Origin of the sequence: Lysinibacillus sp. NPDC096212 (assembly GCF_044763105.1) — a bacterium.
In the GTDB taxonomy this organism is placed as follows: Bacteria; Bacillota; Bacilli; order Bacillales_A; family Planococcaceae; genus Lysinibacillus.
Map to the genome: position 1 here is coordinate 226,058 of NZ_JBIWFQ010000005.1, position 20,790 is coordinate 246,847.

Genomic DNA, 20,790 nt, shown 5'->3' on the forward strand with positions numbered 1-20,790 from the left:
TTCCTTTACACTTACTTGTGAATTGACCTTAAGGAGGAAAATCATGAAACACTCAAAAAAATGGAGTTCATTGTTGTTAGCAAGTGCAATTGCTTTATCTTCGATTAGTATCGCTCAACCGCAGGTACAAGCTGCTCAAGTAAAGAAGCCAACAAATGTGATTATGCTCGTGATGGATGGTAGTAGTAATAATGCCGTTACACTTTCTCGTTGGTATAAAGGTCAAAGTTTAGCGATGGATGAAATTTTATCAGGGGGCGTGCGTACATACTCTGCCGATTCAGCCATTACTGATTCAGCTCCTGCCGCTACTGCGTTAGCAACTGGCCATAAATCAAATGATAAATTTGTGGGTGTGTTACCGTCCGTTATTAATTCACCAGGGCTTAAGCAAATTCCCAAAGAGGATGCTTATAGACCAGTAGCCAATGTTTTAGAAGGAGCTAAACAACAGGGCAAGGCGACTGGATTGATTTCTACTTCGGAAATTCAGCATGCCACACCAGCAGGCTTTTCTGCACATGTTAATAATAGAAGCCAATATGATAACATCGCTGAGCAGCAAGTTTATCAAAACATTGATGTCGTATTAGGTGGTGGCTTTGAGTCTCTGGAACCCGGCACAACTAAAAATGCTCGAAAAGATGGCGAGAATTTAGTGGATGTCCTTAAAGAAAAAAATTATGACATCGTGAAAACGCGAAATGAGCTTCTAAATAGTAAATCGTCAAAAATTTGGGGAAGCTTTGCTCCAAGTGCTCTTGCCTACGATTTTGATCGTGCCACAACAAAAGCATCTGAGCCAACTCTTGCTGAGATGACTAGTAAAGCTATTGATACGCTCAAAAAGGATGATGATGGTTTCTTCTTATTTGTAGAAGGCAGTAAAGTGGACTGGGCGGCTCATGCCAATGACACAATTGGCATGATTAGCGATATTTTATCGTTTGATGCTGCAGTTAAGGAAGCGGTTGATTTTGCAAAAGAAGATGGTAATACTATGGTCATAGCTGTTACAGACCACGGCAATAGTGGGATTACAATGGGTAATGCTAACACGACAAGTACTTATTCCAACACACCTGTTTCTGCCTATATCGATCCTCTAAAGAAAGCTAAAATGACAGTTGAAGGTGCGCTAAGCCAATTAAAAGAAGATCATTCAAATATTGTAGAAATTGCTGCACTTTATGGATTAGATGATTTATCTGCAGACGAGCTTGCAACATTACAATTAGCTAAAGACCCCGGAGAAGAAATGGTAAAAATGCTTGCCAACCGTGCTAATATTGGCTTTACAACCGGTGGGCATACTGGTGATGATGTGTTTTTATACTCATTCGGACCATCTAAAATTACAGGCCTTGTAGAAAACACGGATTTAGCACATGCGATGGCAAAGTTTATGGACTTCGATTTAGATAAGCTTACAGATGATTTATATATACCGGCAACAAAAGCATTCACAGAAAAAGGCTACACATCTAAAATTGACTTAACTGATAAAGAAAACCCTAAATTTATTGCGCAAAAAAATAATGTAACCGTTACAATCCCAGTTAATAAGAACATTTTAATATACGAACAAGACAAGACAGCAAAAACGCATACCTTTGACACAATCAATGTCTACAACGGTACTGAATTTTACGTTTCTAAAAAAGTTTTAAATGTAATCAAATAAGGACTTTTACGAGGAGTTATTAACCACAAGCTTTCGCTGTAAGTTTCTTGTACTCGTTAAAGTGGGATAAAAATAAGGGTGCTATCATAAGTTGAGATGTTTAACTTGATGGTGGCACTTTTCTTTTTGCTCAAATTTGTTTTTGCAACAGTCCTCAAAAGATTACCACTTCCATCATCTGCTTAACATTTTGTAGCTTCCATTTTGGTTATCCCCTTTTATATCTCATCACATTTTATACCAATATTTTCCGTGCGATTTACTTTGATTTTACTTTCATTTATTATGCTTTAAGTAATGAAAAAACGGATTGCTTCCGATGCCCTATAACGAAATTTAAGGATTTCTTAAGTACCAATGAAGCGGAAAAACAGCGATAATAAAGGTGGTTGTAATTTTAGTAAACTTCAAGTTGGGATGAGGAAATGTGTTTTTAAGATCATTTTCTTCCCTTATTTTAGTTACGTTCTCCTAAACCTTAATTTTACCTTAAATTAATCTTATGATTTTATGAATATCTAGTAATTTAGCAACATTTTTATCTACAATCCGTCAAAACAGTGTTAAAAATTTTATTAGGGTTTAAAATTAAATTTTAGAAAAAACTTGAAAAAATATCTATTTATTTAGTATATTTACAAAGTTATAATCTTTTTTCATTTTTAATTGGGGGTGGACCTATGCAATCCATTAAAAATAATGAGGTTTTACGTTTTATAGGCTTTACGTTATTTTACTTCATCATTTTAGCGCTCTTGTTTTTTATCCATGGCTTCCATGATATGAACGCAGGACCATTTATATATACGGAATTTTAAGAAAAGGAGATATAAACTATGTTAAGTATTTTAGAGGCTATTCAAAAAGTGGCACAACAGCATCCTCATCGAACTGCATATCAAACTAATAGTGATTCCTTAACGTATGGTGAGCTTTGGCATCTTTCTGATTGTGTAGCACAGTATTTAATGGCTCTTGATTTAAAAAGACAACAACCAATCGTCGTCTACGGGCATATGTCCCCTTTACAAATCGTTGCCTTTTTAGGAGCTGTAAAGGCAGGTCATCCTTATGTACCGGTTGATTCTTCTACACCGTCTGAAAGGTTACAAATTATAATAGAAGCTTCTCAGGCTTGTTTACTACTAAAAACTGAAGCACTAGGCTCAAACCAATCAGTCCCTGTAGTGGAAGTAAGTGATTTAGTTGCTCAAGCTACTAGCATTTCGACAGAACCTTCAACATGGGTTAAGGATCAAGAAATTCATTATATTATTTACACATCTGGTTCTACTGGTAAGCCAAAAGGTGTTCAAATTACAGCCGATAATTTAGCACATTTTGTTGCTTGGATGCATGAGCATTTCCCTTTACAGGAATCTGGTGTGTTTCTAAATCAAGCGCCTTATTCCTTTGATTTATCTGTGATGGATTTATATCCTGCACTCGTTAGTGGGCAAACACTATACGCAATTACGCAAGAGCAAATTGCTAATCCAAAAGCGTTATTTGAGTCATTAGCTTCATCTGGTATTCGCGTTTGGACTTCGACACCTTCCTTTGCGAAGATATGTTTAATGAACAAAGAATGGAATCAAGCGTTAATGCCTTCGTTAAATACGTTTTTATTCTGCGGAGAGGTTTTACCAGTATCCGTATCGAAAGAATTAATGCAACGCTTCCCACAAGCTTCTATTTTTAACTTATACGGTCCTACCGAAACAACCGTTGCCGTATCTTATGTAGAAGTAACAAAGGAACTTTTGGAGCAATTTGACCAATTACCAATCGCTCCTCTATCTGAGCCTAATCTATCCTTGCAAGAAGATGGCGAGATTATTATTTCTGGACCGACTGTAAGTGCAGGTTATCTTGGGGCACCTGATTTAACACTTAAAGCGTTTCCTACAATAGGGGATCAACGTATTTATAAAACTGGGGACGTTGGTTATGAAAAAGATGGCTATCTATTCTTTTCTGGCCGAAAAGATTTTCAGGTAAAACTGCACGGTTATCGTTTAGAAATCGAGGAGATTGAAAAACAAATTGGCAATCTTCCAGCTGTTGCTAGCTGTGTTGTTATACCTATTTCAAAAGATGGTGAAATTGTTTCACTAAGTGCGTTTGTTGTTCTTCGCGAGCCATTGACGGACTCTGCCTTCAAAATGACGAAGCAGCTTAAAGCATTGTTAGCAGAGTATTTACCATCTTATATGATTCCGAAAACGTTCAAATACATTGACGCTTTACCTTTAAATACTAACGGTAAAGTTGATCGTAAAGGATTGGCGGTTATGGAAACAGTATGACGGCATATGGAAATATAATTTTTTTCATCATCATTGGTATTTTATTAATGCCAACCATTATTTTAGGACTACGTGGGAAATCAGCTAAACGCTATAATATCTTTATTTCGATTATCGTATTAGCTCTTATTTTTGGTAACTCCCCGCATGGCTCAATTTCTCTTATACTATTTACAGTATTTCAGTTATTATTAATTGTCGTTTACCAAAAATATCGCTCACAGAAGAATAGCACGTCCGTATTCGTAATTGCTGTACTGCTGTCCATTTTGCCACTTGTACTTGTGAAGGTTCTGCCTATGCTTGGCCTTAATAATTTATTTGGATTTTTAGGGGTATCCTATATTACCTTTAAATCGGTACAAATGATTTTAGAAACACGTGATGGCTTAATTAAGGATAAAATTTCAGTAGTTGAGCTTGCTTATTTCTTACTGTTCTTCCCAACAATAACTTCGGGACCTATTGATCGTTGGAGACGCTTTTATAAAGATATGCACACAGTGCCATCTGGTCAAGACTATCAAAAGCTACTGTTAAGTGGGATCAATTATATATTTGTAGGCTTTTTATATAAATTTATTTTGGCTTATTTAATATACAATTACACACTTATTTATTTACCAAATCAAACTTATAACTATTTGACACCTTTTCAAGGGCAAATAGCGTATATGTATATGTATAGTTTTTATCTATTTTTTGACTTTGCAGGTTATAGTGCTTTTGCAGTTGGTGTCAGTCGCATTATGGGTGTTCAAACGCCAATTAACTTTAACCGTCCATTCACGAGTCGCAATATTAAAGACTTTTGGAATCGTTGGCATATGAGTCTTTCATTCTGGTTCAGGGATTATGTTTATATGCGCTTTGTGCTTTGGATGACTAAGAAAAAATGGATTAAAAACAAATATACAGTTTCTTATCTTGGCTTCTTCTTACTGTTCTTTTTAATGGGTATTTGGCACGGTTTAGAATTGCACTATATTGTCTATGGTCTCTACCATGCCTTATTAATTATCTGTTTCGATAAATTTGAACGTTGGAATAAAAAGCGCAAGATTTGGCCGAAAAATAAATGGACTCATGCAATCGGCGTATTTATTACGTTTAATGCCATTTGCTTTGGTTTCTATATTTTTTCAGGAACATTATTTTAATTAATGGCTCTGTTCATGTTTTTATGAATACCGCAGCCTAAACAATAAAGGAGATTTATAATATGGATAAACAACAAGTTTTAGAAATGTTAGTAGAATTATGCGAGGACGATATCATTTTAGAAAACCCAGATATCGATTTATTTGAAGAAGGACTTCTTGATTCATTCGGTACAATTAATTTATTAGTGGAAATTGAAAGCCGCTTTAATATCTCAGTGCCAATTACTGATTTCAACCGTGAGGAATGGAACACGCCAAATCGTATTGTAGCGGAATTAGCTGAAAGACAATGATTAAGAAAGGCTTTCTATCAATATTAATTGCTTTTGCTCTTTTTGCTGCCTTGATATTCTTCCCTAATTCCTGGATAAAAGCTTGGATTTCAGATGAAGATGTAGAGCAGGCAAAGACAAGTATGTCTCCATTAGTGTTCCAAGGGATGTATTTCCAGGAGCGAATGTTACAGGAGCCTAAAACTATGCCTTTATATGGCTCCTCAGAATTAAATCGTTTCGACCCTTTCCACCCTTATAATTACACTCGAGCTACAGATGCTCCGTATACGACATTTATGGTCGGGCGTGGTGGAATGCAGTCTATTACACACTTTTTAAACTTTGCTGCACAGGAAAAGAATTTAAAGGATAAGAAAATTGTTTTCATCATTTCTCCTCAATGGTTTACGAAAAAGGGAATGAATGAATTACACTTCTCTCCTAACTATTCGATGTTGCATGCTTATGATTTAGCATACAATAAGGACATTGACGAAGATCTTCGAAATCGAGGAATGAAACGCCTTCTTGAATTCGATACTGTTAATCGAGATGAGCTGCTTAAAACAATTTATGAATATAAATTATCTGGCGGTAAGGAAAAACCAATCATCGGACGACTTGCCCTGATGGCTGGCCATGTCCAAAAGGCACTTTTAGAGAAAAAAGATTTATATTACTCGCTCTTCCCTCGAGAAGGAAGTAACTTAAAAAGCAATGACAAACTAGTTGCGGGTCAAACATTCGAGCAGCAAATAGAAAATGCCGAAAAATATGGCGAGAAACGTGTTTCCAATGATTTAATGATTGAAAACAAATTTTATAAACGTCTTGTAAATGCTAATATTAAAAAGTTTGAAGGAATGCGCAAAAACGAAGATTATACGACTTCACCCGAATATGAGGATTTACAGCTTGTAATTGATATTTTAAAAGATGCTGGTGCAAAGCCACTATTTGTCTCTATTCCAGTAAATGGTCATTGGTATGACTACACTGAATATCCTGCGGATCGCCGTGAAAAATATTACGAAAAAATGGATCAGATATTGACTAAAAATGATGTTCCATATGTTGATTTCTCAGGCCATGACTATGATCCTTATTTCATTATGGATACGATTCATATCGCATGGAAAGGCTGGGTCTATCTAGACCAAGAGCTAGACAAATATTGGGCACAGAAATAATTGCATTGTTCTCATTTAAAGAACGTAGAGACAGTCTAAAGTGTTAATCACTGAAGACTGTCTTTTTTTATGGCAATCAATATCCCTCCGGTACCCTCTTCTAACAACCCCTCTATATTTCCCTTGACTCTCCCCTTAACTGGACAGATATACTCATAAAGACAATAGGATAAAAAAGTATTGGAGATGAATCGATGTTTAAAATTAGCGAGTTTTCAAAGCTTAGCCAAGTATCTGTAAAGACATTACGTTACTATGATCAATTGAATTTGCTTAAGCCTGCTTATACTGACAAATTTACGGGATATCGGTATTACTCAGCTGACCAAATGTTTCAAATCCATCGTATTTTAGCGTTCAAAGAATTGGGGTTCTCCTTAGAGCAAATTCGTCAAATGATGGGAGAGAATATCTCTCTTGAGCAAATTAGAGGTATGTTCAGAATTAAGCAAAATGAGATTCAATCCATTTTGGATGCCGAAAACGCTAGACTGGCTCGCATAAAGGAAAGTCTGTGTAATATCGAGAACGAGGGAAAAGATGTAGCTTCACTTGATGTCGTTCTAAAAGAAATTAAGCCACAGCTCGTATTGTCTTATCGTAAAAAAGCATCGTTTAGACAAATCCCTGAGATGTTTCAAGAGCTGGATGATTATTTAGGAGTCTCTGGGCATTCTTCCTTGTCCCAAATGGTACTTTGGCATGGCTGTGAAGAGTGTGAGGATGCTATTGATATAGAGGTAGCTCGTTCGTTGACGTTCGATATACCGAGTTCCCCCCCTTTTACAGTAAAAAGATTGCCAGAAGCTCCGATGATGGCCACACTTGTCCATCATTGCTCGACAACAAGCCGCTGCACAGCAAGTACAGAGTTAGCATTATGGATTGAACGAAATGGATATCGCTTGAAGGACAATGAACCTCGCCGTGAAATCTGCATTCCTCATAAAAAATTAGACAATCCAGAATCCTACGTTGCAGAAGTTCAGATTGCTGTTGAAAGAGCTTAATTTTTGAATGGTAAGGAAGGAGATATTGCTTTGACTAAACATCAGAAGCTTTTGACTTTAAATTTATTTTTATTGACCTTTGTCCTTGGAACGAGTGAATTTGTCATTGTCGGGCTGCTATCCGAAGTGTCAACCGACTTAAATATCTCCATCTCTACAGCTGGCGCTCTCGTATCTACTTTCGCCATATCCTTTGCAATCGGCACGCCCATTTTAACAGCAATATCCAGTCGATTCTCAAAGTATCCGCTCATGCTTACATTAATCGTACTATTTATTGCAGGTAATAGTTTATCCGCTTTATCGGCAACGTATGGGCTACTTATTGTATCGAGAATACTTACAGCTGTTGTGACAGGGATTTTAATTGCACTTGCAATGGCAGTCGCTAGCGAGGTAATGCCAACTGAAAAGAGGGGGCCTGTTATTTCGATCATCTTTACCGGCTTTACTATAGCTAGTGTAATTGGAGTGCCGATTGGTACCTATATTGGACAATTAGGCGGCTGGCGAATGTCCTTTTGGTTTACCGCCCTTTTGGGAATTATTTCGTTCATTGCTAGCTCTGCTACAATACCTAAAGGACTAATAGGAGCAAAAAGCTCTTTTAAAAAACAACTTGGCTTATTAACTAATTCGCGTATTATCATAGCATTCTTTATTCCAGCTTTAAGTATTGGAGCTACATATACCGTATACACTTATCTAACCCCTCTATTACTTGACGTACTAGTTGTCCCGGAACGATCTATTAGTCTAGTATTCTTGCTTTACGGGGTAGTATCTATCTTTAGTACGATAATAGGTGGAAAATTGGTAACGCGTAATGGAATCGGCAAGCTTCGATATATATTTCTTATACAAGCTGTGATTCTTGGGTTATTTTATATTTCATCAACGTCCATTGTTTTTGGACTGTTGAACATATCTTTTATAGCCCTTATTGTATATACAATGAACTCCACCATGCAATTGTATTTTATTGATTTGGCAGATAAGCACTATCCATCTGCGAAAGATTTAGCTTCATCGTTAACTCCTGTCTCTGTAAACGTTGGTATTGCAATTGGTTCAACTCTTGGAGGATTTGTCACAACGAATATGAAACTTATTGATGTATCCTGGTTCGGGGGAATTGTAGCAATCGTTGCCTCATTGCTAACATTTATCAGCTATCATTTAGATCAAAAAAGTTCTATTCAAACGAAATGTAATGTTTAACAAAATAACCCTTCCTTAAAAACAATTAAGGAAAGGTTATTCTTACATGAATTCATTTTAACTTGCTTCACCATAGAAAGTTAGAGATGATATTTTATTAAACGCATATCATGTAGAAAAGTTGATTGGAGTGGAGACTGGGCGACTCCTTGGGGATTAGCAATAGCGGAACGAAGGCTAAAACCATCACCTCCTGTGATAACGCCTTCGTGACCAACATCGTGCTGTTGCTGTCGCTTCGTTGCACTACGCTTTCGCACAGAATGAAACCCTTTTGCTGACGCTTCGTTAGAACTACGCTTTCGCGCAAAAAACATCTGTTGCCCCAAGCGGCTCATTGGACGCCCCCAGGAAGCTTTGCTCTGTGCGAAAGCGAAGCGGCAGCAACAAATGTTTATCTGTGCGAAAGCGCAGCGGCAGCAACAAATGTTTATCTGTGCGAAAGCGAAGCGGCAGCAACAGCCATCCATCTGATAATCCAATCAAAAAATACTCCAACGTTTGCGGTGTACGCTCCAGAATTTCAATAGCTTCCTTCATATTAAAATTCATGCTACTGCCCCCCCTTCTTCGTTACAAATGAACTCGAAGCCCTTCTTGTTTAAGGCTATTTCAAGACCTTCTTAATCCGTTATTCATATATCATAACCCAATATTTTTCCTTATCCCCTTCTTCATTTACCTTCTTCCAACCATTCTTCTCATAAAATTTCAACGCTTTATGATTTTCGGATACACATTTTAATCTTAACGGTTTATTCATTTTTTTAATGGAGGCATTTAGTAAGTGACCCCCTACACCTTTACCTAAGAAATCTGGATGAATAAATAAATTATGAATGAAGTTATCTGGCAAGTATAATGAAGCAAATCCAAGTATATGATGGTCCTCTTCCGCTACAATTATATGCTCTCCTATAGTATCTTTATCAAAATCGTCTAAAGTCAATTCTTCTAAAGCAGCCCAATGGAAATTTTTACGCCGCGATTCCAGATAGATTATTCTTAATTCTGGGTAATCTAATTCATTCGCTTCTCTAATATTCACATGCTCACCTTTGCTTTCATAATAATTTTAAGTGACTAATCAATTAAGCCTCGGCATAATTGCGTCCTGAGGCTTTTGGCAAACAAATGTTTTTTGTGTGAAAGCGAAGCGACAGCACGATGTTGGTCACTAAGTCGTGTGTTGTTGCTGTCGCTACAAAAGACATTTGCTAAAAGGAGTCAAATGAAAAAAGTCTAAGTTCATCAGCATCATCGGAAAACTGGATTAATCTCTCAAACTTCAAACCTACTTTTTCAAGTAGCTTGGCTGAAGCGTCATTATCTTGAGTTGTGATAGCTACAATACGATTTAACCCTAGTATATCTATACCATATGCCAATGTTGCTGAGGCTGCTTCATAGGCGTATCCTTTTCCCCAATACTTAGGTAGAAAAGCGAAGCCAATATCCACATCTTCTAGCGACTCTCTTTTAACTAAACCACAAATTCCAAGGGGGGTTTGATCTTCTTTTCTTTCAACTAAATAAAGACAAAATCCAAATTGCTCATACATGCGAATTGGTCCGTTTTCTATATATTCACATGCATCCTCTACTGTTCTCAATCCGCGATCACCGATGAACTGCAACCATGAAGGATCATTCATTAACTCAAGGATAAAATCCGCATCATCTGTTGTTTGTAAGCGAAGGGTAAGTCGTTCAGTTTCAAAAATTTTCATCGTAATTCTCCTTTCAGTATTGTTTTCCCCTATATGTAATTTATGTTTTGAATTAAATATATAATAACGGACTAAACATTGCACTTGCATTGCCTTTCAGAAGAGTAGATCCATTTTCTCTGGTTTATCGTATATAAATGAAATAAACACATCCATTCCAGTAAAAGCATTTCAAGGACTTTACCAATTTTTGTCGAATAATAATCTATAGAGCAATTTGCCTTTTTTATTAAAGGCAGCAAATTTATAAAAGGTGAGGTTGTTTTTTTGAGAAATAAATATTTAATTTTTAGTATCCTATCAATATTATTTTTGTCATTTCTTTCAGGCTGTGCTAATCAAAATGATACAGAATCAGCGACTATTTCAACTAATACTGATTCTAAATATGTGAGTACTTTCAAAGATTTAAATTTAGGTATACTATTTGACTATAATTTCAAATTAAATAATGCTGATAAAAGTTGGGTTGATCTTTGGGTTGAAAGTTACAAGGATGGGCAATTGGAATCTGATTCACTAATGACACTATCTTATGGGCAAAGTCCAAACAAAGTAGAGAAAGGTAATATTGGGTTTGGAATAATAAAGAATGATGATGCTGAATCATTTGCTTTTCTTTATGCACCAAGTGTTAAATCATTCCCTCAAAAAATCGACAAAATTCAATCCACTGAAGGTATTGTTAGTGGATGGTACTCTGCACTTGGAGATGAAACCGTAAAATTAAAATTAAATGAAACTTATGTATTGGCTGTATACAGAGAATCAAAAGGAAACTCTTTACAAACATATGACTTGCAGGACGAGAATGAAGTAAAGAAAATGATAGATGATGTCCGTCTTGTATATTTATTAAAATTAAAAATTCATAATGAATCTAATTAAAGCTAATTTCAAGAGCATCTAAGGTGCAGTTTTAATCATAGTTTGAATTTTATCCTGCCTGAGCGGTTCTCTCGGGACCTGATCACTTCTCTTTGGAACCCGATCACTTTTTCACACTACCCGAGCAGCTTCTCACGCTACCCGATCACTTTGCCAAAATCTACCCCAACCAACAACAAAAAATCGCCTCAAAAGTATATAAATACTTTTGAGGCGATACCAGTAAAGCTACTAAGTAATAGCTTATTTTAAGTTATAGAATGAATTTAAACCAAGGTACTCAGCTGTTGCACCAAGTTGATCTTCGATGCGAAGAAGTTGGTTGTATTTAGCTACGCGGTCTGTACGAGATGGAGCACCTGTTTTAATTTGACCAGCGTTAGTTGCAACTGCGATATCAGCAATTGTTGCATCCTCAGATTCACCAGAACGATGTGAGATAACTGCTGTGTAACCAGCGCGTTTTGCCATTTCGATTGCTTCGAATGTTTCTGTTAACGTACCGATTTGGTTTACTTTGATAAGGATTGCATTACCAACACCTTGCTCAATACCAGCCGCTAATTTTTTCGTATTTGTTACGAATAGATCGTCGCCTACTAATTGTACGCGAGCGCCGATACGATCTGTTAATAATTTGTGTCCTGCCCAGTCGTTTTCGTCTAAGCCATCTTCAATTGAGATGATTGGGTATTTAGCAGTTAATTCCTCGTACCAGTCAACCATTTCTTCAGAAGTTTTGACAACACCTTCACCGTCTAAGTGATATTTGCCATCTTCTTTATTGAATAATTCAGATGACGCAACGTCCATTGCAAGTTTTACTTCTTCACCTGGTTTATAGCCAGCTTTTTCGATTGCTTCTAAAATTACAGTAATGGCTTCTTCGTTAGAACCAAGGTTTGGTGCGAAACCACCTTCGTCACCTACAGCTGTGTTATAGCCTTTCGCTTTAAGCACTGCTTTTAAGTTGTGGAAGATTTCAGCGCCCATACGTAATGCATGGCGGAATGATTCTGCTCCTACAGGCATTACCATGAATTCTTGAATGTCTACGTTGTTGTCAGCGTGAGCGCCACCATTTATGATGTTCATCATTGGTACTGGTAGTTGTTTTGCGTTAAATCCACCAAGATATTGATAAAGAGGTACATCTAAATAATCTGCCGCAGCATGTGCAACTGCCATTGATACACCTAGAATGGCGTTGGCACCTAGTTTACCTTTGTTTTCTGTGCCATCTAGCTCGATTAAAGCTTTGTCGATGACTACTTGATCAAGAACTGAGTAGTTACCTTCTAGCTCTTGAGCAATAATTGTGTTTACATTTTCAACTGCTTTTAATACACCTTTGCCTAGGTAACGAGATTTGTCACCGTCGCGTAATTCTACTGCCTCATATTCACCTGTAGATGCACCTGATGGTACGATTGAGCGTCCAAAAGCGCCTGATTCTGTAAATACTTCAACTTCTACCGTTGGATTCCCACGTGAGTCTAAAACTTCGCGCGCATAAATTTGTGTAATAAATGGCATAATTAATTCTCCTCTTTTTCAATTAATGATTGACCTGTCATTTCAGAAGGTTGTGACACCTCTAATAATTCTAACATGGTTGGCGCCAAATCGGCTAAAATGCCACCATTTCTTAACATTAAATTTGGTTTTGTCACAATTACTGGAACAGGATTTGTTGTATGAGCTGTCATTGGAGCCCCTTCTAAAGTAAGAACTTCATCAGAGTTACCATGGTCAGCTGTAATAATAGCTGCGCCACCTTTTGCAAGGAGTGCATCTACTACTTTACCAAGACATTCATCGACTGTTTCAATGGCCTTGATTGTTGGCTCTAACATTCCGCTATGCCCAACCATATCAGGGTTAGCGAAATTAAGAATAATGCCATCAAATTTATCGGCCGCAATCTCTGCAAGCAATGCTTCTGTTACCTCGTAAGCACTCATTTCAGGTTTTAAATCGTATGTTGCAACTTTTGGAGATGCAATTAAAATACGCTCTTCCCCTTCAAATTTCTCCTCACGGCCACCACTCATAAAGAATGTAACATGGGGATACTTTTCTGTTTCTGCAATACGAAGCTGTGTTTTGCCATTAGAAGCTAACACTTCACCAATCGTATTTTTTAAGTTGTCGTTTTCATACGCAACTTGCGCATGCACTTCATCACTGTAGTGTGTGAATGATACAAATTTTAAATTCTTTGGTTGCTTATCTGATAATGCAAAGCCATCAAATTCATTATTTGTAAACACTTTCGACAGCTGAATTGCACGGTCAGGGCGGAAGTTGAAGAAAATAACAGCGTCATTATCGTCAATTGTTGCCACTGCTTCTCCATGCTCTTGAACGCTAAATGGAATAACAAACTCATCTGTTACATCATGCTCATATGATGCCGCTACGCCACTTGCCGCGCTGTCAGCTGTTTGACCAACACCATCTACTAGTACATTGTACGTAAGGGCTACACGATCCCAACGTTTATCACGATCCATTGCATAATAACGACCATGAATAGAAGCAAATTGACCTACGCCAATGTCCTTCATTTGTTTTTCAGTTTCTTCAATATAGCCTAGAGCTGTTGATGGTCCAACATCACGACCATCTAAGAAACCATGTACAAAGACTTTGTCTAAGCCTTGTTGTTTAGCAAGCTTTAATAGTGCAAACATATGCTCATAATGGCTATGTACGCCACCGTCTGAAAGTAAGCCCATAATATGAAGCTTAGATTGATGAGCTTTAGCATGTGCTATTGCATCCAAAAATGCTTTATTCGTAAAGAAATCTCCTTCACGAATAGATTTGTTTAAGCGTGTTAAGCTTTGGTAGACAATACGTCCAGCACCTATATTTAGGTGTCCAACTTCAGAGTTCCCCATTTGACCTTCAGGTAACCCCACTGCTTCACCAGCTGCAGTTAATGTTGAATGCGAGAACTCATTCCAAAAACGATCGAAGTTAGGTTTGTTAGCTTGGGCTACTGCATTTCCGAACGTTTCGTCGCGAAATGCAAAGCCATCTAGAATAATTAATGCTACTGGCTTTTTAGGCATTAGCTGCCGCCTCCAATAATTTTAAATATGATTCTGGTTGTAAACTTGCTCCACCAACTAAAGCGCCATCGATATGTTCTTTTGATAATAATTCCTGAATGTTTTCAGGTTTTACGCTACCGCCGTATTGAATACGTACAGCATTGGCCGTTTCAGCATTATATAATTCCTTCACTACTGCACGAATTGCTCCACATACTTGGTTAGCATCTTCTGCTGTAGCTGTTTTACCTGTACCGATTGCCCAAATAGGTTCATAAGCGATCACCATATGCTCTACTTCTTGTGCTCCAAATCCTGCAAGTGCTGCTGTAATTTGATGAGCAACCTTTTGCTCAGTAGTCCCCGCTTCACGTTCCTCAAGCGTTTCTCCACAGCAAATAATTGGTACGATATTATGCGCCAATGCTGCAGCAACCTTTTTATTGATGGCTTCATCTGTTTCGTTATAATATTCACGTCGTTCAGAGTGTCCTAAAATAACATAGTCTACTTCCACGCTTGCTAGCTGAGCTGGACTAATTTCCCCAGTGAATGCACCTTCGTTTTCATAGTGCATCGTTTGAGCACCAATTGCTAGCTCAGATTCACTAGCAACTTGCACAAGCGTAGGTAGGTAAAGTGCTGGTGCACAAACAACAGCGTCTACTTTATCATTTGAAGGAAGTTTGTCCTGTACCGCATCGACAAATTGGATAGCCTCTTCAAATGATTTATACATTTTCCAGTTACCTGCAATAATTGGTTTACGCATCGTTATTGCCTCCTATGTTTTTTTATTTTAAACAGTTTTACTTATCGTTTAATGCCACAATTCCAGGAAGCTCTTTCCCTTCCATTAATTCAAGTGAGGCACCGCCACCTGTAGAAATATGGTCCATTTTATCGGCAACTTCAAATTTTTCTACTGCCGCTGCAGAATCCCCGCCACCAATAACTGTATAACCAGTTGTTATTGCCATAGCGTCAGCTACAGTTTTTGTACCATTCGCGAATTTATCCATTTCAAAGACACCCATTGGTCCATTCCAAATGATTAATTTAGAATTTTTAATAACTTCTGCATAGTTAGCAGCTGTTTTTGGACCGATATCTAAGCCCATCCAGTCAGCTGGAATAGCGTCTACATCGACAATTTGTGTTTCAGCATCTTTTGAAAATTCGCTTGCGACTACGGCATCGATTGGCATATGTAATTGCACGCCTTTTGCCTTTGCTTTTTCAATAAAGGATTTTGCTAAATCGATTTTATCTTCTTCTAATAAAGATTTACCGATATCATAGCCTTGCGCTTTAATGAATGTGAATGATAAACCGCCACCGATAATTAGGTGGTCTACTTTTTCTAATAAGCTTTCAATCACACCAATTTTGTCTTTAACTTTGGCACCACCAATAATTGCTGTAAATGGACGCTCTGGGTTAGATAATGCTTTACCTAGCACATCTAATTCCTTTTGCATAAGGAAACCAGATACTGCTGGTACATACTTGGCAATTCCTTCAGTTGACGCGTGTGCACGGTGAGCTGCACCGAACGCATCATTGACATAAACGTCCGCTAATTTTGCAAATTGCTCTGCTAATGCTGGATCATTTTTCTCTTCGCCAGCGTGGAAGCGAACATTTTCAAGAAGAATAATGTCACCATTTTGCATATTTGCAACCGCTTCTTCTACCTCTTGACCAATTGACTCATCTAATTTCGTAACAGGTTTACCCATTAATTCAGCTAAACGTACACCGACTGCAGTTAGGCGCATATCCTCTTTTACTTCACCCTTTGGACGTCCTAAGTGAGAAGCTAAAATTACTTTGGCACCTTGTTCCACTAAATATTCAATTGTAGGAATTGCTGCTCGAATACGTGTTTCGTCAGTAATCGCACCATCTGCCATCGGTACATTAAAATCAACACGTACAAATACACGCTTACCTTTTACATCAATATCTTTCATCGTCTTCTTATTTAACATGAAGAAACCCCCTTCAAAGTTCTTAGTCATGAATTACCTGGATTCACCCATCTTGGCTCCTCACATCATTCACTTAACTGTATTAGATAAAAATAGTTGATCCATCATCACATAGGATTAATTCTGTTTAATACGCCTTTTCAAATAAAGCGCTCAGAACGGAAATCAACCCACGTTATGGTGAAGTACCCTTTTACTTGCTTATATAGTAGCAAAAGTCACGTTCTATGTCTTGCGATTACATAACCAGTCACATGACCGCCTTATATTTCGTATCAATTTCGCCTTGGCGTAATTGCGTCCGGATTTTGAATTGTGCCCGCACAATTCATTCCTTTCAAAATCCGTGACATCCGCCGGAGGCTTTATCTTCATTCAGTAAGTGTTTGGACACCTACTAAAAAGGAAGCACATCTCCATTCATCACCACCTTCTGAGGTGGGTGTATTCTGTAACTGACGTTTCACTTACGTTACAAAAGACATTTGCTGAATGAAGATAAAAAGGAGTAAGGGTAAATTTCCCTTACTCCCATTACCCTTGTATATTATATCTTCTAGATATTATAAAGGCTATACTTTTTGTGCGCAAAAAGCAGTATTATGTCACACTTTTTACTTAAGTTATCGAATTATGACACTTATTTAGTGTTTAATCCTTTATCTGCGATATATAAAGCTAAGTCCATTAAACGAGTAGAGTAACCAATTTCGTTATCATACCATGCTAGAACTTTTACCATACTATTTTCTAATACCATTGTAGAAAGACCATCTACAGTCGAAGAGTTATGGTTACCATTGTAGTCAATTGAAACTAATGGTAATTCATTGTAACCTAAAATGCCTTTAAGTTCGTTTTCTGAAGCTTCTTTTAACGCCGCATTAATGGCTTCTTTTGTTACTTCTGCTTTTAGCTCCACTACTAAGTCAACACATGAAACGTTTGGTGTCGGTACACGCATAGAGAAGCCATCTAGTTTACCTTTTAAGTGAGGTAATACTTTTGAAACTGCAACTGCTGCACCTGTTGTTGTTGGAATCATTGACACTGCACCAGCACGTGCGCGACGTGGGTCAGAGTGCGGGAAGTCAAGGATACGTTGATCGTTTGTATATGAGTGAATTGTTGTCATCATACCACGCTCAATGCCAAATTTTTCATCAAGTATTTTTGCAACTGGCGCTAGACAGTTCGTTGTACAAGAAGCGTTTGAAATAACATCGTCTGTTTCAGGGTTGTAATCCTCATGGTTAACACCCATAACAAACGTTGGCATTTCGCCTTTCGCTGGGGCTGAAAGAATAGCTTTTTTAGCACCTGCTTGAATATGTTTACCTACTTCTTCCATTGAGCGGAATCTACCTGTACATTCAAGTACTACATCAACACCTAGTTCGCCCCAAGGTAAATTAGCAGGATCTTTCTCAGCATAAACTTTAATGTTTTTTCCATTTACTACGAAAGAATCGCCGTCTGCATAAACATCAGCATCGTAGATACCATGTACTGAATCATAAGTTAATAAGTGTGCAAGTTGACCTGCATCTGTTAGGTCATTTACTGCCACCACTTCGAATTCATCGTGCTTCATAGCTTCACGAAATACTAATCGTCCAATACGTCCAAATCCATTAATCGCTAATTTTAATGCCATTGTCAATTCCTCCAATATTGTTTAAATAATTAATTTTGCCTCGGACATTTATAATATCCGCAATTGGCTTTATTCTCATTCAGAGAGTGTTGTAGCACCCGCTGAAATATGAGTTCCAAGTTAATTTATTAAGAAGATAAACTTTCAGCGATAGCTTTTGCCGCTACCTCATCCGTTATAAAAATGGTTTGCTTTGGTGCTACCTTAAAGTACGATAGCATCGCCTTCACTTTTTGTTTACCAGCAGCGACTGCAATGACTTGCTTACTTCTTTGCACTTGCTCAAACTGAATACCGATTGTTCGAATTCGATGTACAATTTCGCCTTCTGCATTGAAATAATAACCAAATGCTTCACTAACTGCACCCATTTCTTCGAGTATCCGTAAATCCTCCGGCGATGAATTACGACGAACAGCCATTTCTTCTGCCGAGCCAATACCATGAATAACACAATCTGCATGATCATAATAATTCATCATTTCAGTTACCATTGGCTCTGTTAACATTGCTTGATAGGCCTGCTCACTTAAATGCTCCGGTAAAAATAATGTGCGATACTGTGCATCCATCTGCATGGCAAATGTTGAGACAAGTGTATTGGCTTGCATTTGCATTTCATGCCCAATACCTCCACGAGCAGCAACAAATGTGATGTTGTTTGCGTCAGCTGGCTGTAAAAATTGCGCGAGTGATGCAACCGACTTGCCACCAGTAACAGCTACTATTTGATCATCAAAGGTTGTTGACATAAATTGCTGTGCTGCCTCTTTTCCAAGCAATGTTAATATCGTATCGTCTTCATTGTAATCACCTGGAACAACAATTACATGCTGGAAGCCGAAATGGTTTTTCAATGATTTAGCTAGCTGTGTAAGACCAGACCATTCATAGACTAGTGCTCGTAGCTTATCTATAACTACTTCACCTTCGTCTGTACATACCATGCCCGACTTTTGAGAATCTAATAACCCTTGCTCACGCAAAATATCCGTTTCTTTACGAATTTCTCGTTCAGTCATTTTAAGTGAATCAGCAAGTGTCCGACGCCCAATTGGCTGCATAAGCTGAACTGTTTGCAAAATACGATATCTCGATTGTAGAAGCGGATACATTTCTGGAAGTAGCCTTTGCTGTGCCTCAGGTACAGATAACATATTAATCTACTCCCTTTTTAATAGCGGTGGGTTATTTTCCATCCCACCATTTAAAATTATGTCCCACTTACAATTTCATTATAATACGCTTTATAAATAATGTAAAGTAACAAAAAACTTGTTTAATTTACAATAAAGCCGTTTAGTAAGAGAAGAATTATTAGACGTGACATGAAGCTCTCTATTATTCAATTATGAAAACGTTGAATAAAATGGAACCATTTTACAATTGATTCGTATTAATAGACAATAGGATATATCAGAAAAATAGTTGGCTCACATATATAAGGGAGGGTTTCTAATTGAAGAATTCTATTTCGAAAGCATTAGAATGTCCAAAATGCGGAGGGAAGGAATTGGGGAAAGGTAAGCAAAATGGATATGGAGTTATCCATCCTGAAAATAAGATGAGTATAGGTTCAGCTGTAGAATTCATTATTTGCACAGAATGTGGATTTATAATCGAAAGCTATGTAAAAAAACCGGAGAAATTTAAGGGTACAATTTTTTGAGGAAATATTGTAAATAAAACCTAAAAGGAATTTTTTTATTAAAACACTCTGGAATTAGCGTTCATTGTATGTAGACACATAAAGGACTATTTATTTTATGTATAGTGGCCTAATTGTGAATACGCTAAAGTTTAAATTAGCTTTTTTTGCAAAAGACAATTGCAAAAAGAAAGGATTAGGTGATTGGAGTGGAGGCTGGGCGACTCCTTGGGGATCAGCAATAGAGGAACGAAGGCTAAAACCATCACCTCCTGTGATAACGCCTTCGTGACCAACATCGTGTTGGCCCGAGACCCTGGAGCGAGCAACGCGAGTGAAGCGGCTCATCGGACGCCCCCAGGAAAGCGCCCAGCCGGAACGGAAATCAACCACAGGTTATGCTGATGAGTCTGATAAATATAAATATCGTGTTGTTTCTAGTATTAATGAAAAACTCGTAGCCAATTAGACATGGCTACGAGTTTTTTGTTAGCTTATTTTGTGTAAGATAAAATTGCGTTTTTCTTAAATCCGCATAAAGCTTTTGTTGCTTCACTTTTATTTGTGTATTCAAAAATACGAACGTCCTTTTTCTCAAATACTGTAATAACCCACATGGTGAATTCTCCCTTCAACTATACGTTTTTGTAATATAACAATCACTAAAAATGTGATGCAATTGATAAACTGTTTTATAACAACCTCTTACTGATTCCTATTCTACTCTTATTTTTTTAAAAATAAAGCCGAATGTGAAGGTCTTCACAAACTGTTCAAATTCTAAACGCTTTCATTGAACAATTTGTGAATTGTGGTTATTACCGCTAAAAATTCGGGTAAAGTAACTATCAATTTTGTCGATGCTGGTCACTCAGTCTTTTGTTGTTGTTGTTGTTGTTGTTGTTGTTGTTGTTGTTGTTGTTGTTGTTGTTGTTGCTTTTGCTTTCGCACAGATAAAT

The 20,790-nt window shown here is 37.5% G+C and carries 21 protein-coding genes and 1 pseudogene; 10 read left to right on the plus strand and 12 right to left on the minus strand.

Going from position 1 to position 20,790, the window contains the following annotated elements; genetic code table 11:
• Positions 1-43: 43 nt before the first annotated feature.
• From ACIQ7T_RS07640 to ACIQ7T_RS07675, 8 genes are all read left to right on the plus strand, one after another.
• Positions 44-1,684 carry an alkaline phosphatase gene (locus tag ACIQ7T_RS07640; RefSeq protein WP_402869510.1) on the plus strand — a complete coding sequence of 547 codons (1,641 nt, stop codon included), beginning with the start codon at positions 44-46 and terminating at the stop codon, positions 1,682-1,684.
• A gap of 680 nt (positions 1,685-2,364) precedes the next feature.
• Complete coding sequence (locus ACIQ7T_RS07645) at positions 2,365-2,502, plus strand: teichoic acid D-Ala incorporation-associated protein DltX (RefSeq protein ID WP_370081792.1); 138 nt, start codon at positions 2,365-2,367, stop codon at positions 2,500-2,502.
• Between the two features lie 18 nt (positions 2,503-2,520).
• A complete protein-coding gene (gene dltA / locus ACIQ7T_RS07650; RefSeq protein WP_402869512.1) occupies positions 2,521-3,993 on the plus strand; it encodes a D-alanine--poly(phosphoribitol) ligase subunit DltA in 1,473 nt (490 codons plus the stop codon).
• A complete protein-coding gene (gene dltB / locus ACIQ7T_RS07655; RefSeq protein WP_402869514.1) occupies positions 3,990-5,153 on the plus strand; it encodes a D-alanyl-lipoteichoic acid biosynthesis protein DltB in 1,164 nt (387 codons plus the stop codon). Before dltA ends, dltB begins: the two co-directional genes overlap by 4 nt.
• Before the next feature lie 62 nt (positions 5,154-5,215).
• Positions 5,216-5,449, plus strand: coding sequence for a D-alanine--poly(phosphoribitol) ligase subunit 2 (gene dltC / locus ACIQ7T_RS07660; protein ID WP_370081798.1), 234 nt, complete (start codon positions 5,216-5,218; stop codon positions 5,447-5,449).
• Positions 5,446-6,621 (plus strand): D-alanyl-lipoteichoic acid biosynthesis protein DltD, encoded by a 1,176-nt coding sequence (dltD, locus tag ACIQ7T_RS07665; protein WP_402869516.1) that lies wholly within the window; start codon positions 5,446-5,448, stop codon positions 6,619-6,621. Before dltC ends, dltD begins: the two co-directional genes overlap by 4 nt.
• 194 nt (positions 6,622-6,815) lie before the next feature.
• Positions 6,816-7,631 carry a MerR family transcriptional regulator gene (locus ACIQ7T_RS07670; protein ID WP_370081802.1) on the plus strand — a complete coding sequence of 272 codons (816 nt, stop codon included), beginning with the start codon at positions 6,816-6,818 and terminating at the stop codon, positions 7,629-7,631.
• A 30-nt stretch (positions 7,632-7,661) separates the two neighbouring features.
• On the plus strand, positions 7,662-8,852 hold the full coding sequence (locus ACIQ7T_RS07675; protein WP_402869519.1) for an MFS transporter: 1,191 nt from the start codon (positions 7,662-7,664) through the stop codon (positions 8,850-8,852).
• Positions 8,853-8,932: 80 nt separating this feature from the next.
• Here ACIQ7T_RS07675 and ACIQ7T_RS07680 read toward each other — a convergent pair whose 3' ends face one another.
• The 4 genes and pseudogenes from ACIQ7T_RS07680 to ACIQ7T_RS07695 form a co-directional block, all read right to left on the minus strand.
• Positions 8,933-9,190 carry a hypothetical protein gene (locus ACIQ7T_RS07680; protein ID WP_402869539.1) on the minus strand — a complete coding sequence of 86 codons (258 nt, stop codon included), beginning with the start codon at positions 9,188-9,190 and terminating at the stop codon, positions 8,933-8,935.
• 121 nt (positions 9,191-9,311) lie between these two features.
• Positions 9,312-9,404: pseudogene (locus ACIQ7T_RS07685) on the minus strand (DinB family protein); the annotation flags it as partial.
• A 79-nt stretch (positions 9,405-9,483) separates the two neighbouring features.
• Positions 9,484-9,900, minus strand: coding sequence for a GNAT family N-acetyltransferase (locus ACIQ7T_RS07690; protein ID WP_370081808.1), 417 nt, complete (start codon positions 9,898-9,900; stop codon positions 9,484-9,486).
• Positions 9,901-10,069: 169 nt separating this feature from the next.
• A complete protein-coding gene (locus ACIQ7T_RS07695; RefSeq protein WP_370081810.1) occupies positions 10,070-10,582 on the minus strand; it encodes a GNAT family N-acetyltransferase in 513 nt (170 codons plus the stop codon).
• 267 nt (positions 10,583-10,849) lie between these two features.
• On the opposite strand from ACIQ7T_RS07695, the gene ACIQ7T_RS07700 reads away from it, so the two are divergent.
• Positions 10,850-11,470 (plus strand): hypothetical protein, encoded by a 621-nt coding sequence (locus tag ACIQ7T_RS07700; RefSeq protein WP_370081812.1) that lies wholly within the window; start codon positions 10,850-10,852, stop codon positions 11,468-11,470.
• A gap of 243 nt (positions 11,471-11,713) precedes the next feature.
• On the opposite strand, the gene eno is transcribed toward ACIQ7T_RS07700, so the two are convergent.
• The 6 genes from eno to ACIQ7T_RS07730 all read right to left on the minus strand — a co-directional run bounded on the left by eno (position 11,714) and on the right by ACIQ7T_RS07730 (position 19,340).
• Positions 11,714-13,006, minus strand: coding sequence for a phosphopyruvate hydratase (eno, locus tag ACIQ7T_RS07705; protein ID WP_370081814.1), 1,293 nt, complete (start codon positions 13,004-13,006; stop codon positions 11,714-11,716).
• 2 nt (positions 13,007-13,008) lie between these two features.
• Complete coding sequence (gene gpmI, locus ACIQ7T_RS07710) at positions 13,009-14,550, minus strand: 2,3-bisphosphoglycerate-independent phosphoglycerate mutase (protein ID WP_402869522.1); 1,542 nt, start codon at positions 14,548-14,550, stop codon at positions 13,009-13,011.
• Complete coding sequence (gene tpiA / locus ACIQ7T_RS07715) at positions 14,543-15,304, minus strand: triose-phosphate isomerase (RefSeq protein WP_370081817.1); 762 nt, start codon at positions 15,302-15,304, stop codon at positions 14,543-14,545. The genes gpmI and tpiA overlap by 8 nt, the downstream gene beginning before the upstream one ends.
• 37 nt (positions 15,305-15,341) lie before the next feature.
• Complete coding sequence (locus ACIQ7T_RS07720; RefSeq protein ID WP_402869524.1) at positions 15,342-16,526, minus strand: phosphoglycerate kinase; 1,185 nt, start codon at positions 16,524-16,526, stop codon at positions 15,342-15,344.
• 640 nt (positions 16,527-17,166) lie between these two features.
• Positions 17,167-18,183, minus strand: a complete 1,017-nt coding sequence (gap, locus tag ACIQ7T_RS07725) for a type I glyceraldehyde-3-phosphate dehydrogenase (RefSeq protein ID WP_370081821.1) — start codon at positions 18,181-18,183, stop codon at positions 17,167-17,169.
• A gap of 128 nt (positions 18,184-18,311) precedes the next feature.
• Entirely contained in the window at positions 18,312-19,340 is a 1,029-nt protein-coding gene (locus ACIQ7T_RS07730) for a sugar-binding transcriptional regulator (protein ID WP_370081823.1), read from the minus strand.
• A gap of 302 nt (positions 19,341-19,642) precedes the next feature.
• On the opposite strand from ACIQ7T_RS07730, the gene ACIQ7T_RS07735 reads away from it, so the two are divergent.
• Entirely contained in the window at positions 19,643-19,852 is a 210-nt protein-coding gene (locus ACIQ7T_RS07735; protein ID WP_387083525.1) for a transcription initiation factor TFIIIB, read from the plus strand.
• 90 nt (positions 19,853-19,942) lie between these two features.
• Here the strand turns inward: ACIQ7T_RS07735 and ACIQ7T_RS07740 are convergent, their stop codons facing one another.
• Both ACIQ7T_RS07740 and ACIQ7T_RS07745 read right to left on the minus strand, forming a co-directional pair.
• Positions 19,943-20,179 carry a hypothetical protein gene (locus ACIQ7T_RS07740; RefSeq protein ID WP_402869527.1) on the minus strand — a complete coding sequence of 79 codons (237 nt, stop codon included), beginning with the start codon at positions 20,177-20,179 and terminating at the stop codon, positions 19,943-19,945.
• Between the two features lie 146 nt (positions 20,180-20,325).
• Positions 20,326-20,448 (minus strand): hypothetical protein, encoded by a 123-nt coding sequence (locus ACIQ7T_RS07745; RefSeq protein ID WP_269799745.1) that lies wholly within the window; start codon positions 20,446-20,448, stop codon positions 20,326-20,328.
• Between the last annotated feature and the right edge of the window lie 342 nt (positions 20,449-20,790).

Coding starts and splice junctions, on each gene's coding strand:
- ACIQ7T_RS07695 (WP_370081810.1), bottom strand. CDS start 10,582: ATGAAAATTTTTGAAACTGAACGACTTACCCTTCGCTTACAAACAACA.
- gpmI (WP_402869522.1), bottom strand. CDS start 14,550: ATGCCTAAAAAGCCAGTAGCATTAATTATTCTAGATGGCTTTGCATTT.
- gap (WP_370081821.1), bottom strand. CDS start 18,183: ATGGCATTAAAATTAGCGATTAATGGATTTGGACGTATTGGACGATTA.
- ACIQ7T_RS07670 (WP_370081802.1), top strand. CDS start 6,816: ATGTTTAAAATTAGCGAGTTTTCAAAGCTTAGCCAAGTATCTGTAAAG.
- ACIQ7T_RS07730 (WP_370081823.1), bottom strand. CDS start 19,340: ATGTTATCTGTACCTGAGGCACAGCAAAGGCTACTTCCAGAAATGTAT.
- eno (WP_370081814.1), bottom strand. CDS start 13,006: ATGCCATTTATTACACAAATTTATGCGCGCGAAGTTTTAGACTCACGT.
- dltC (WP_370081798.1), top strand. CDS start 5,216: ATGGATAAACAACAAGTTTTAGAAATGTTAGTAGAATTATGCGAGGAC.
- ACIQ7T_RS07645 (WP_370081792.1), top strand. CDS start 2,365: ATGCAATCCATTAAAAATAATGAGGTTTTACGTTTTATAGGCTTTACG.
- dltD (WP_402869516.1), top strand. CDS start 5,446: ATGATTAAGAAAGGCTTTCTATCAATATTAATTGCTTTTGCTCTTTTT.
- ACIQ7T_RS07640 (WP_402869510.1), top strand. CDS start 44: ATGAAACACTCAAAAAAATGGAGTTCATTGTTGTTAGCAAGTGCAATT.
- dltA (WP_402869512.1), top strand. CDS start 2,521: ATGTTAAGTATTTTAGAGGCTATTCAAAAAGTGGCACAACAGCATCCT.
- tpiA (WP_370081817.1), bottom strand. CDS start 15,304: ATGCGTAAACCAATTATTGCAGGTAACTGGAAAATGTATAAATCATTT.
- ACIQ7T_RS07745 (WP_269799745.1), bottom strand. CDS start 20,448: ATGTGGGTTATTACAGTATTTGAGAAAAAGGACGTTCGTATTTTTGAA.
- dltB (WP_402869514.1), top strand. CDS start 3,990: ATGACGGCATATGGAAATATAATTTTTTTCATCATCATTGGTATTTTA.
- ACIQ7T_RS07720 (WP_402869524.1), bottom strand. CDS start 16,526: ATGTTAAATAAGAAGACGATGAAAGATATTGATGTAAAAGGTAAGCGT.
- ACIQ7T_RS07680 (WP_402869539.1), bottom strand. CDS start 9,190: ATGAGCCGCTTGGGGCAACAGATGTTTTTTGCGCGAAAGCGTAGTTCT.
- ACIQ7T_RS07740 (WP_402869527.1), bottom strand. CDS start 20,179: ATGAGCCGCTTCACTCGCGTTGCTCGCTCCAGGGTCTCGGGCCAACAC.